Below are 11,380 nucleotides of genomic sequence, written 5' to 3'. Positions count from 1 at the left end.
CGGCAGTCTTAGGCACCCGAACGAGCCTCAAAAGGGGCTTGAATAAAAATTTCAGTGCACAAGTGTACATTCATGTCCTTGGTGCTGTGACTTTCACCACAACGCAATAGTCTATGAGTAGGCTGCCGGTTCGAGGCATGAACGCTTCGAACGGTCGGGAAGATTTGCCCCACCTGCCGCATGGGATTATTGAGGAGCTCGCATGACCAAACAAAACGCCTTTACTCGGGAAGATCTGCTGCGCTGCAGTCGCGGTGAGCTGTTCGGCCCAGGTAACGCGCAACTGCCCGCCCCGAACATGCTGATGGTTGATCGCATCACCCTGATCAGCGAAGAAGGCGGCAAGTACGGCAAAGGTGAATTGGTCGCCGAGCTGGATATCAACCCTGACCTGTGGTTCTTCGCGTGCCACTTCGAAGGCGATCCGGTGATGCCGGGCTGCCTGGGTCTGGACGCCATGTGGCAACTGGTCGGCTTCTTCCTGGGCTGGCAAGGCCTGCCGGGTCGTGGCCGTGCGCTGGGTTCGGGCGAAGTGAAATTCTTCGGCCAGGTACTGCCGACCGCCAAGAAAGTCACGTACAACATTCATATCAAACGCGTCCTCAAGGGCAAGCTGAACCTGGCCATTGCCGATGGTTCGGTGACTGTCGACGGTCGCGAAATCTACACCGCCGAAGGCCTTCGCGTCGGCGTGTTCACCTCCACTGACAACTTCTAAGGGTTATTCGCATGCGCCGCGTCGTTATCACTGGTCTGGGCATTGTTTCGTGCCTGGGCAATGACAAAGAGACCGTCTCCGCTAACCTGCGTGCAAGCCGCCCTGGCATCCGGTTCAACCCGGAATATGCTGAAATGGGTCTGCGTAGCCAGGTTTCCGGCTCCATCGACCTCAACCTTGAAGAGCTGATCGATCGCAAGATCTATCGCTTCGTCGGCCACGCAGCGGCTTACGCCTACCTGGCCATGAAAGACGCCATTGCTGACTCCGGCCTGACCGAAGAGCAAGTGTCCAACCCGCGTACCGGCCTGGTGGCTGGCTCCGGTGGTGCTTCCACGCTGAACCAGATGGAAGCGCTGGACATCCTGCGCGAGAAAGGCGTGAAACGCGTTGGCCCATACCGCGTAACGCGGACCATGAGCAGCACCGTTTCCGCTTGCCTGGCCACGCCATTCAAGATCAAGGGCCTGAACTACTCCATCGCTTCTGCCTGCGCCACCAGTGCTCACTGCATCGGTACCGCCATGGAACAGATCCAGATGGGCAAGCAGGACATCGTTTTCGCCGGTGGCGGTGAAGAAGAGCATTGGAGCCAGTCGTTCCTGTTCGACGCGATGGGCGCGCTGTCCAGCAAGCGTAACGACACCCCGGAACAAGCTTCCCGTGCCTACGACAAAGACCGTGACGGTTTCGTCATCGCTGGCGGTGGCGGCATGGTCGTGGTTGAAGAGCTGGAACACGCTCTGGCCCGTGGCGCGAAAATCTACGCGGAAATCGTTGGCTACGGCGCGACCTCCGACGGTTACGACATGGTTGCCCCGAGTGGCGAAGGCGCGATCCGCTGCATGCAGATGGCGATGTCCACCGTTGATACGCCGATCGACTACCTGAACACCCACGGCACTTCGACTCCGGTCGGCGACGTTGCGGAAATGAAAGGTGTGCGTGAAGTGTTCGGCGACAAGGCACCGGCGATCAGCTCGACCAAGAGCCTGTCCGGTCACTCCCTGGGCGCCGCCGGCGTTCACGAAGCGATCTACTGCATGCTGATGATGGAAGGCAACTTCATTGCCGGTTCCGCCAACATCGACGAGCTGGACCCGGAAGTGGCCGATCTGCCGGTGCTGACCAAGACCCGCGAGAACGCCACCATCAACACCGTGATGAGCAACAGCTTCGGCTTCGGCGGCACCAACGCCACGCTGGTACTGAAGCGCTGGGAAGGCAAGTAATTTCCCGCTGCTGAGCCACACATAAAAACGCCCCGACTGGTTCGGGGCGTTTTTTTTCGCCTGTAGAAATCAGCCGGAACACTACCGGTCCGTGTTGTTGATCGTTCCCACGCTCTGCGTGGGAATGCAGCCCGTGACGCTCCGCGTCACTGGACGCGGAGCGTCCCCAGAGGCATTCCCACGCGGAGCGTGGGAACGATCAAAGACAGGGGGCTGCGGTGTTCTGGAGATGAAACTTCTGTCATGAAACTTTGCGCCCTGCGACCGAATGTCGCGGATTCCGCGGGCTGTAGCAATGTTGCGGTTTTCGCAAAAATACATTGCACAAATTGAGCGTTTACTTAGCAAGCTAACAAATCATATAACAGAGTCCTGCACACGCCTTGCTGCAGATAACTTGAGATTTGGAGCTAGCAGATGACTGTAAAAGTAACTGAACGCGACGATTCACACATGTCCCACGAAGGCGTAGCCGCCGGTATCCGCATCTGGGATGTGCATCAACAAGACTTGCTGGTCGGCATGTTCCACAACGAGATCGATGCCCACAACTACAAGGCCGAACTGGAAGTGCAAGAACAGCAACGCGATCTGAAATCCGCCTGATTCAACCACAGCATTGAAAACGACAAACCCCGCCATGAGCGGGGTTTGTCGTTGTTACAGCTTTATCGATTTACCACATCAGATCATCAGGGATCTGATAGGCCGCGTACGGATCGTCCTCGGTGCTGACCTCCTCGGTCTGCACGTTGAGCTGGACGATGCGTTGTGGATCGCGCTCCTGGATCTTCAGGGCCGCCTCACGCGGGATCACCTCGTAGCCGCCGGCATGGTGCACGATCGCCAGCGAACCGCTGCTGAGCTTGTTGCGCATCAGCGTATTGACCGAGATACGCTTGACCTTCTTGTCGTCGACGAAGTTGTAGTAGTCCTCGGTGGTCAGCTTGGGCAGACGCGAGACTTCGATCAGTTGCTTGACCTGCGCGGCACGCGCCTTGGCTTCGGCCTTCTCTTTCTGCTGACGGTTCAGCTCCTGGTCGCGCTTGACCTTCTCGGCCATGGCTTCCTGGGCGGCACGCTGCTGCGAGTCATCCAGTTCGATCTGGCCTTTGTGCGCCAGACGTTGCTGCTTCTGCTTGTCCTTGCTGACCTGCTTGGCCTGCTTTTGGTTGACCAGGCCTGCTTTGAGCAACTGGTCGCGAAGGGAAATACTCATGGGGCTTACTCACTTGGGCAGTTGCTCAGCCGCAGCTGGGCACATTCTTTTCCTGGCGTTTGGCTTCACCCCACAGGGCGTCCAACTCTTCGAGGGTGCAATCTTCCATGGGACGGTGGGTGTCGCGCAATGCCTGTTCGATAAAACGGAAACGTCTTTCAAACTTGCCGTTGGCGCCACGCAGTGCGGTCTCCGGGTCGACCTTCAGATGCCGGGCCAGATTGACCACGGAAAACAGCAGGTCGCCGATCTCGTCAGCCACGGCGACGGGATCGTTTTCGGCCATGGCTTCGAGGACTTCATCGAGTTCCTCGCGGACCTTGTCGAGCACCGGCAAGGCGTCCGGCCAGTCGAAACCGACCTGCCCTGCGCGCTTCTGTAATTTGGCCGAACGCGACAAGGCCGGCAGTGTGGCCGGCACATCATCGAGCAGTGACAGTTGCTCGGGCGCGGCGGATTTTTCCGCGCGCTCCTCAGCCTTGATCTCTTCCCAGCGCTGCTTGACCTGTTCTTCGCTCAGGCGCGGCACATCCAGCGGCGCGTACAGATCACCGGTGGGAAACACGTGGGGATGACGACGGATCAGCTTGCGGGTAATGCTGTCGATCACGCCGGCAAATTCGAAGCGCCCTTCTTCCTTGGACAACTGGCTGTAATACACCACCTGGAACAGCAGATCGCCCAACTCGCCCTGCAAATGATCGAAGTCACCGCGCTCGATGGCGTCGGCCACTTCGTAAGCTTCTTCGAGGGTGTGTGGAACGATGGTCGCGTAGGTTTGCTTGATGTCCCACGGGCAACCGTACTGCGGATCGCGCAGCCGGCTCATGAGGTGGAGCAGGTCTTCAAGGCTGTACATAAAAATCTCACTCAACCCTTTCTGCGATCTTGATCGTTCCCACGCTCTGCGTGGGAATGCAGCCCGTGACGCTCCGCGTCACTGGACGCAGAGCGTCCCTTGAGGCATTCCCACGCGGAGCGTGGGAACGATCAATCGAAGCCATCTTCACGGGGTACGGTTACGCCGCGTCTCGATGATGTTCGGCAACTGCGAAATCCGCCCGAGCAAGCGCCCCAGCGCATCCAGACCGGGGATCTCGATGGTCAGCGACATCAGCGCGGTGTTGTCTTCCTTGTTCGAGCGGGTGTTGACCGCCAGCACGTTGATGCGCTCGTTGAGCAGCACCTGCGAGACGTCACGCAGCAGACCGGAACGGTCGTAGGCGCGGATGATGATGTCCACCGGATAGGTGAGCACCGGCACCGGCCCCCAACTGACCTGGATGATCCGCTCTGGCTCGCGTCCCGACAGTTGCAGCACCGAAGCGCAGTCCTGACGGTGAATGCTCACGCCACGGCCCTGCGTGATGTAGCCGACGATCGCGTCGCCCGGCAGCGGCTGGCAGCAGCCGGCCATTTGCGTCATCAGGTTGCCGACGCCCTGGATCTGAATGTCGCCGCGCTTGCCCGGTTTGTAACCGGTGGCTTTGCGCGGAATCAGTTCCAGCTGTTCGTTGCCGCGTTCCGGCTCGACCAGTTGCTGCGCAAGGTTGACCAGTTGCGCCAAGCGCAAGTCGCCCGCACCGAGGGCGGCGAACATGTCTTCGGCGGTTTTCATGTTGGCCTTGTCGGCCAGCTTGTCGAAATCCACCGCAGGCAGACCGAGGCGCGTCAGTTCGCGCTCGATCAGGGTTTTACCGGCGGCAACGTTCTGATCGCGCGCCTGCAATTTGAACCAGTGAACGATCTTCGCCCGCGCCCGCGAGGTGGTGACGTAACCGAGGTTGGAGTTCAGCCAGTCGCGGCTCGGCGTACCGTGCTTGCTGGTGATGATCTCGACCTGCTCACCGGTCTGCAGGCTGTAGTTGAGCGGGACGATGCGTCCGTTGATCTTCGCGCCACGGCAGTTGTGGCCGATCTCGGTGTGCACGCGATAAGCGAAGTCCAGCGGCGTCGCGCCTTTGGGCAAGTCGATGGCGTGACCGTCGGGGGTGAAGATGTACACCCGATCCGGTTCGATATCGACGCGCAACTGTTCGGCCAGACCACCGATGTCGCCCAGCTCTTCGTGCCACTCGAGGACCTGACGCAGCCAGGAGATTTTCTCTTCGTAGTGATTCGAGCCGGATTTGACGTCGGTGCCCTTGTAGCGCCAGTGCGCGCAGACGCCGAGTTCGGCTTCTTCGTGCATCGAGTGCGTACGGATCTGCACCTCAAGCACCTTACCCTCAGGGCCGATCACCGCGGTGTGCAGCGAGCGGTAGCCGTTCTCTTTCGGGTTGGCGATGTAGTCGTCGAACTCTTTCGGGATGTGCCGCCACAAGGTGTGAACGATGCCCAGCGCGGTGTAGCAGTCGCGCATTTCCGGGACCAGCACGCGCACCGCACGCACGTCGTAGATCTGGCTGAATTCCAGACCCTTGCGCTGCATTTTGCGCCAGATCGAATAGATGTGTTTGGCCCGGCCGCTGATGTCGGCATCGACGCCGGTGGCCTGCAATTCGTCCTTGAGCTGGGTCATCACATCGGCGATGAAACGCTCACGATCAAGCCGTCGCTCGTGGAGCAACTTGGCGATCTGCTTGTATTGATCAGGCTCCAGGTAACGGAAGGACAAATCCTCCAGTTCCCATTTGATATGACCGATGCCGAGACGGTGCGCGAGCGGCGCATAGATGTCGAAAACTTCGCGGGCGACGCGGTTTCTTTTTTCGTCATCGGCGGTTTTCACCGCACGGATCGCGCAGGTGCGTTCGGCGAGTTTGATCAGCGCGACGCGCACATCGTCGACCATCGCCACGAGCATCTTGCGCAGGTTTTCCACCTGCCCTTGCGTGCCCATGACCATCGACTGCCGTGGACTGAGACTGGCACTGATGGCGGCCATGCGCTGCACGCCGTCGATCAGTTTGGTCACCACCGGACCGAAACGCTGGCCGACAGCTGCGAGTTCGATCTGGCCTTCGCGCACGCCGCGATACAGAACCGCCGCGACCAGCGAATCCTGATCGAGCTTGAGGTCGGCGAGAATCTCGGCGATTTCCAGGCCCGTACTGAAACTGCCGGAGCCTTCGGCCCACAGATTCTTCTTGGCATTGGACTGTTGTTCGGCCTCGCGAGCGAACTCGCAGGCTTCTTTCAAAGCTTCGCGATCCAGTGCCAGATCGACACTGACCGCGTGATCGAGCCAAGCTTCGAGATTGATACTGCCGTCAGTGTTGATCGGCTGGTGTGCTCTCACCTGTACCATCTTGCTTTACCTTCCCTACGACGCAGATTCAATGCGTCAAATCGCTGATCCTTGTTGCCCGTTTGCGCTCGCGGGGCTAATGCGAGCGCTGCACGGACAGATCAGGCGGATTCAGACGAGCCATCCTGGCTCGCTTCAAATAACGCCATGGCCTCGACATGTGCCGTCTGAGGAAACATATCGAGAATCCCGGCACGTTTTAACCGGTAGCCCTGCTTGATCAATTCGACCGTATCGCGCGCCAGAGTTGCAGGGTTGCACGACACGTACACCAACCGTTTCGCGCCCAGGGTCGCGAGCTTGCGCACCACCTCGAAAGCACCGTCACGCGGTGGGTCCAAGAGTACCGCAGAAAAGCCGTTTGCGATCCACTGGGCATCGGTCAAAGGCTGGGATAAATCGGCTTGAAAAAACTTTGTGTTATGCAAATTGTTACTAGCGGCATTGGCTTCGGCACGATCGACCATCGTCTGCACGCCCTCCACCGCCACTACTTCACGCACGCCTTTGGCCAGCGGCAACGCAAAGTTGCCCAAGCCACAGAACAGGTCCAGCACCCGCTCGTCACGGGTCGGTTTCAGCCAGTCCAGCGCCTGCGCAACCATCGCTTCGTTGACCCCGGCGTTGACCTGAATGAAGTCTCCCGGCCGGTACGCCAGATCGAGATCCCACTGTTCCAGGCGATAGCCCAGCGACTGGCTGGCATCGACCGGTTGTGGCTCGCCTGCGCCATGCAGCCACAGTTGCGCTCCATGGAATTGGCAAAAGTCCTTGAGGATCGTCAGATCCGCTTCGGACAACGGCGCCATGTGCCGCAGCAGCACCGCCAGCGACGAGCCACTGAACAACTCGACATGCCCCAACGCCTGCGGTTTGCTCAAACGACGGAGCATCTCCGGCAAACGGGTCATGATCGGCTGCAAGGGCTGTACCAGCACCGGGCATTCGCTGATCGCGACAATGTCCTGACTGCCAGCCGCGCGGAAACCGACTTCGAGGTTCTTCGCTTTCATGTCCCAGCGCACCGCAATCCGGGCGCGACGGCGATAGCCGAATTCCGGGCCGGTCAGTGGTGCGGCCCACTCTTCAGGTTCGACACCGGCAACGCGCGACAATTGCTCGGCGAGCATGCGCTGTTTCAGGGCAAGCTGTTCGCTGTGGGGCAAATGCTGGACGCTGCAACCGCCGCAACGGCCGGCGTGCTGACACGGCGCCGGGCGACGCAGCTCGCTGGCCTTGAACACGCGCTCGGTGCGCGCCTCGACCACTTTGCCGTGGGCGCCGAGCACCCGCGCTTCGACCTCTTCACCGGCGAGGGCGCCGAGGACGAACCAGGTTTTGCCTTCGAAAAACGCGATACCGCGACCGTCATTGGCCAGGCGCTCGATGCTCAAGCGCTGCTTTTTGCCGGTCGGGATTTGCGCGGCCTTGCTGCCACCCGTGGGCTGGAAGCGCAGGCCTCTCTCGTGCTTGGCCATCAGTTGGGCGCGTCGAAAATGCCGGTCGACAGGTAACGGTCGCCACGGTCGCAGATGATCGCGACGATCACCGCGTTTTCAACTTCTTTGGACAGGCGCAGCATCGCTGCCACCGCACCGCCCGAGGACACGCCGCAGAAGATGCCTTCTTCGCGGGCCAGACGCCGGGTGACGTCCTCGGCTTCGCTTTGCGCCATGTCGACGATACGGTCGACACGGTCGGCCTGATAGATCTTCGGCAGGTATTCCTGCGGCCAGCGGCGAATGCCGGGAATGGCCGAGCCTTCCATCGGTTGCAGACCGACGATCTGCACGCTGTCGCTCTGCTCTTTCAAGTAGCGCGACACGCCCATGATGGTGCCGGTGGTGCCCATCGAACTGACGAAATGGGTAATGCTGCCCTGGGTCTGACGCCAGATTTCCGGACCGGTGGTGGTGTAGTGCGCTTCAGGATTATCGCCGTTGGCGAACTGGTCGAGCACCTTGCCCCGGCCTTCGGCTTCCATGCGCTGCGCGAGGTCGCGGGCACCTTCCATGCCCTCTTCCTGGCTGACCAGAATCAGCTCGGCACCGTAAGCGGTCATTGCCGCTTTGCGCTCGGCGCTGGAATTGTCCGGCATGATCAGGATCATTTTGTAACCCTTGATCGCGGCAGCCATGGCCAGTGCGATCCCGGTGTTGCCCGAGGTCGCTTCGATCAGCGTATCGCCGGCGTGGATCTGCCCGCGCAACTCGGCACGGGTGATCATCGACAGCGCCGGACGGTCCTTGACCGAACCCGCCGGGTTATTCCCTTCGAGCTTGAGCAATAGGGTGTTGCTGGTAGCACCGGGCAGGCGCTGCAAACGCACCAGCGGCGTGTTGCCGACGCAATCGGCGATGGTTGGGTACTGCAAGGTCATGGCGTATTCGCAATCCAGACGTGCGGGGGCGCCTATCATACCGGCAAACCCGCGCAGGCCATATCACGCAAAGTGCGGTGCTTATGGTTTATGGGAATAAGCAGCAATAGTCTCACCACTGGTGAGACTTTTACGTTGGGTCATTTTTAATGGCGGCGATGCGAATGGCCTCATCGCTGGCAAGCCAGCTCCCACAGTGACCAGCGTTGCTTCATCAATTGTGTCAGCAGTGCTGACAGTGTCTTGTATTGCTCAAACAATCTGCGGTTGAAACACATTTCCTGTGGGAGCTGGCTTGCCAGCGAAAGCGTCAGTCGGCGCGACACAATCATCCGCCAGCAAGCGCAGATTCAAACGCAACCCCGCCCCGCCATTCTCCGCCCAAATGCTCCCGCCCTGGCGCTGCACGGCATTGCGCGCAATGCTCAGGCCCAAGCCAAACCCACCGCCACCAGGCCGCGAGCCGTCGAGGCGAGTGAACGGCAAAAAGATTCGCTGCAAATCCGCTTCCGCCACGCCGCCGCCCTGATCCTCCAGCCACAGGTGCCAATAATCGCCATCGCGCCGCCCATCGAGCCGCACGATCCCGCCCGCCGGCGAATGCCGAATGGCGTTGCGCAAAATATTTTCCAGCGCCTGCGCCAGGGTATTCAGGTTGCCGCGCACCCAGCATGAGGACTCGACCGCGCACTGCAATTGCAGACTCGGCCAGCCGCTTTCATAACAGGCATTGTCAGTGAGCATTTCCCACAGGGCCTGAATTTGAATGGCTTCATCCGGCAGCGGCGTGCGGTCGGTATCGAGCCATGCCAGTTGCAAGGTGTCTTCGACCAGTCTTTGCATACCGTCGACTTCACGACCGATGCGCTCGCGCAGTTGCACCAGACCCTGCTCGCTTTCACTGGCCACACGCAAGCGGCTCAGCGGTGTACGCAATTCATGAGACAGATCGCGGAGCAATTGCTGTTGCAGGGCAACGGTCGATTGCAGGCGTTCGGACATCGAGTCGAACGCCCGGGCCAGTTCGCCGAGTTCGTCCGGGCGCTGGGTGATGCCGCTCGACAGCCGCACATTCAATTGATCGGCGCGCCAGGCGTTGGCCTGTTCACGCAGATTGTTCAGTGGCACCACCAACAATCGATAGAGACCGACGCACAGCAACAAGGTGAACAGGCCCGGAATCACGCCGTTGGTGATCACCCGCCAGAACACCCGGTATTTGCCCGGCACAAAACGCTCGGGCAATTCGATCACCAGACTGCCGGCGGATGGCTCCTTGGGAAAAGGAATGCGCAGCCACGGCCGCCCCTGTTTGTGAATCGGCCAGTCGAGGCCGCGCAAGAACGTCAGGTGCTGGATCTCCTGTTCATTCAGCGGATCACTGCTCAACGACTGCAAATTGCCGCCGATCACACCGACCCAACTCGCCTCGCGCAATTCCATGCTCTGCAACCAGTCGTCGACACCGCTGCGGCCACCGCGCTGCCAGGCTTTTTCCGCTTGCGCGGCATAACGCGTGAGGGCACCGCGCGCGTCGTCGGAGAGGAACTGGTTGCGCTCCTCCATGTAACGCCCCCATGACCAGCTCAGCCAGATCATCAGCAAACAGAAGGCGACCAGCAAACAGGCGAGCTTCCAGAACAGCGAATGACGGCCCGGCAGCTCAGACAGTTTCATCGGCGCCGCTCAGCACGTAGCCCTTGCCCCACACCGTGCGCACTTCGCGCTCGGTGTAACCGATGGCCTTGAGCTTGCGACGGATCTGACTGATATGCATATCAAGGCTGCGATCATGCGCGGCATAGCCGCGCTGCAACACGTGCTGATAAAGGAAGGCCTTGCTCAACACTTCCTCATCATTGCGGTTGAGGGTTTCCAGCAGACGGAATTCGCTGCGAGTCAGCCCGGCGGCTTGCTCGCGGAAAAACACTTCGCACTGTTCATCATCGAAACGCAGCGGACCGGTCACGACAGGCGCCGCCAGCGTTGCCGGACGTCGATCGAGGGCGACCCGACGCAAGATCGCTTCGATGCGCACGTGCAGCTCGGCCATGCTGAACGGTTTGGGCAAATAGTCGTCGGCGCCCAGACGAAAACCACTGATGCGATCCGCTTCAGCGCCTAGGGCCGACATCAGCAGCACCGGCGTCGCATGGCTCTGGCGCAATTGCGTGAGCACATTCAAGCCGTCCAGCCCCGGCAACAGAATGTCCATCAGCACTACATCGAACGGCTGACGCCGGGCGATGCTCAGGCCTTCCTGGCCATTCTGGCACCAGGTCACCTGAAAGCCGCTACGGCCCAGATGCTCGTGGACGTAGGCACCGAGGACCGGATCGTCTTCGATGGAAAGAATGCGTGGCGCGCCAACGGGAACAGGAGTCATGAGTATCTGCAAATAATTCTCAGTTGGCTGATTATTCAAGATTGCCGTGGCCGGAGCAACCCAAGGTTGACCGGGCGGACAAACGAGCCTGCGCAAAGCGACCGATGACGACATCATTTTTAGCGCGAACGCCCGCCTGCAAATCGCTACACTGCGCCCATGTCGCGTGCCGGATGCACGCATGAGTCAACAGAT

The 11,380-nt window shown here is 60.1% G+C and carries 10 protein-coding genes; 3 read left to right on the top strand and 7 right to left on the bottom strand.

Translation table 11 applies throughout. The features are described from left to right. The first annotated feature begins 202 nt into the window (after window positions 1-202). From fabA to WA225_RS11355, 3 genes are all read left to right on the top strand, one after another. Window positions 203-718 carry a 3-hydroxyacyl-[acyl-carrier-protein] dehydratase FabA gene (fabA, locus tag WA225_RS11365; RefSeq protein WP_003227150.1) on the top strand — a complete coding sequence of 172 codons (516 nt, stop codon included), beginning with the start codon at window positions 203-205 and terminating at the stop codon, window positions 716-718. Window positions 719-729: 11 nt separating this feature from the next. Next, the gene (gene fabB, locus WA225_RS11360; protein ID WP_008087472.1) at window positions 730-1,950 is read left to right on the top strand and encodes a beta-ketoacyl-ACP synthase I; all 1,221 of its coding nucleotides are present in this window, start codon (window positions 730-732) and stop codon (window positions 1,948-1,950) included. A gap of 417 nt (window positions 1,951-2,367) precedes the next feature. Beyond that, complete coding sequence (locus WA225_RS11355) at window positions 2,368-2,556, top strand: hypothetical protein (protein WP_007917473.1); 189 nt, start codon at window positions 2,368-2,370, stop codon at window positions 2,554-2,556. 70 nt (window positions 2,557-2,626) lie between these two features. Here the strand turns inward: WA225_RS11355 and WA225_RS11350 are convergent, their stop codons facing one another. The 7 genes from WA225_RS11350 to WA225_RS11320 all read right to left on the bottom strand — a co-directional run bounded on the left by WA225_RS11350 (window position 2,627) and on the right by WA225_RS11320 (window position 11,185). Further along, complete coding sequence (locus WA225_RS11350; protein WP_016987455.1) at window positions 2,627-3,169, bottom strand: DUF2058 domain-containing protein; 543 nt, start codon at window positions 3,167-3,169, stop codon at window positions 2,627-2,629. 25 nt (window positions 3,170-3,194) lie between these two features. Continuing rightward, window positions 3,195-4,028 carry a nucleoside triphosphate pyrophosphohydrolase gene (mazG, locus tag WA225_RS11345; RefSeq protein ID WP_422607978.1) on the bottom strand — a complete coding sequence of 278 codons (834 nt, stop codon included), beginning with the start codon at window positions 4,026-4,028 and terminating at the stop codon, window positions 3,195-3,197. A 147-nt stretch (window positions 4,029-4,175) separates the two neighbouring features. After that, complete coding sequence (relA, locus tag WA225_RS11340) at window positions 4,176-6,419, bottom strand: GTP diphosphokinase (protein ID WP_422607977.1); 2,244 nt, start codon at window positions 6,417-6,419, stop codon at window positions 4,176-4,178. Between the two features lie 101 nt (window positions 6,420-6,520). Beyond that, on the bottom strand, window positions 6,521-7,897 hold the full coding sequence (rlmD, locus tag WA225_RS11335) for a 23S rRNA (uracil(1939)-C(5))-methyltransferase RlmD (protein ID WP_422607976.1): 1,377 nt from the start codon (window positions 7,895-7,897) through the stop codon (window positions 6,521-6,523). Continuing rightward, window positions 7,897-8,799 carry a cysteine synthase CysM gene (gene cysM / locus WA225_RS11330; RefSeq protein WP_163004698.1) on the bottom strand — a complete coding sequence of 301 codons (903 nt, stop codon included), beginning with the start codon at window positions 8,797-8,799 and terminating at the stop codon, window positions 7,897-7,899. Before cysM ends, rlmD begins: the two co-directional genes overlap by 1 nt. 252 nt (window positions 8,800-9,051) lie before the next feature. Next, on the bottom strand, window positions 9,052-10,476 hold the full coding sequence (locus WA225_RS11325; RefSeq protein ID WP_422607975.1) for a histidine kinase sensor domain-containing protein: 1,425 nt from the start codon (window positions 10,474-10,476) through the stop codon (window positions 9,052-9,054). Continuing rightward, on the bottom strand, window positions 10,463-11,185 hold the full coding sequence (locus WA225_RS11320; protein WP_422607974.1) for a response regulator transcription factor: 723 nt from the start codon (window positions 11,183-11,185) through the stop codon (window positions 10,463-10,465). Before WA225_RS11320 ends, WA225_RS11325 begins: the two co-directional genes overlap by 14 nt. Window positions 11,186-11,380 lie beyond the last annotated feature (195 nt).

This window comes from Pseudomonas sp. (genome assembly GCF_049300855.1).
GTDB lineage: Bacteria > Pseudomonadota > Gammaproteobacteria > Pseudomonadales > Pseudomonadaceae > Aquipseudomonas.
The sequence above is the reverse complement of the archived record's forward strand: the minus strand, read 5'-3'. Positions and strand labels throughout refer to the sequence as shown.

Bases quoted from the DNA above. Each gene is read 5' to 3' on its own strand.
- fabA (WP_003227150.1), top strand. From the start codon at position 203: ATGACCAAACAAAACGCCTTTACTCGGGAAGATCTGCTGCGCTGCAGT.
- fabB (WP_008087472.1), top strand. From the start codon at position 730: ATGCGCCGCGTCGTTATCACTGGTCTGGGCATTGTTTCGTGCCTGGGC.
- WA225_RS11355 (WP_007917473.1), top strand. From the start codon at position 2,368: ATGACTGTAAAAGTAACTGAACGCGACGATTCACACATGTCCCACGAA.
- WA225_RS11350 (WP_016987455.1), bottom strand. From the start codon at position 3,169: ATGAGTATTTCCCTTCGCGACCAGTTGCTCAAAGCAGGCCTGGTCAAC.
- mazG (WP_422607978.1), bottom strand. From the start codon at position 4,028: ATGTACAGCCTTGAAGACCTGCTCCACCTCATGAGCCGGCTGCGCGAT.
- relA (WP_422607977.1), bottom strand. From the start codon at position 6,419: ATGGTACAGGTGAGAGCACACCAGCCGATCAACACTGACGGCAGTATC.
- rlmD (WP_422607976.1), bottom strand. From the start codon at position 7,897: ATGGCCAAGCACGAGAGAGGCCTGCGCTTCCAGCCCACGGGTGGCAGC.
- cysM (WP_163004698.1), bottom strand. From the start codon at position 8,799: ATGACCTTGCAGTACCCAACCATCGCCGATTGCGTCGGCAACACGCCG.
- WA225_RS11325 (WP_422607975.1), bottom strand. From the start codon at position 10,476: ATGAAACTGTCTGAGCTGCCGGGCCGTCATTCGCTGTTCTGGAAGCTC.
- WA225_RS11320 (WP_422607974.1), bottom strand. From the start codon at position 11,185: ATGACTCCTGTTCCCGTTGGCGCGCCACGCATTCTTTCCATCGAAGAC.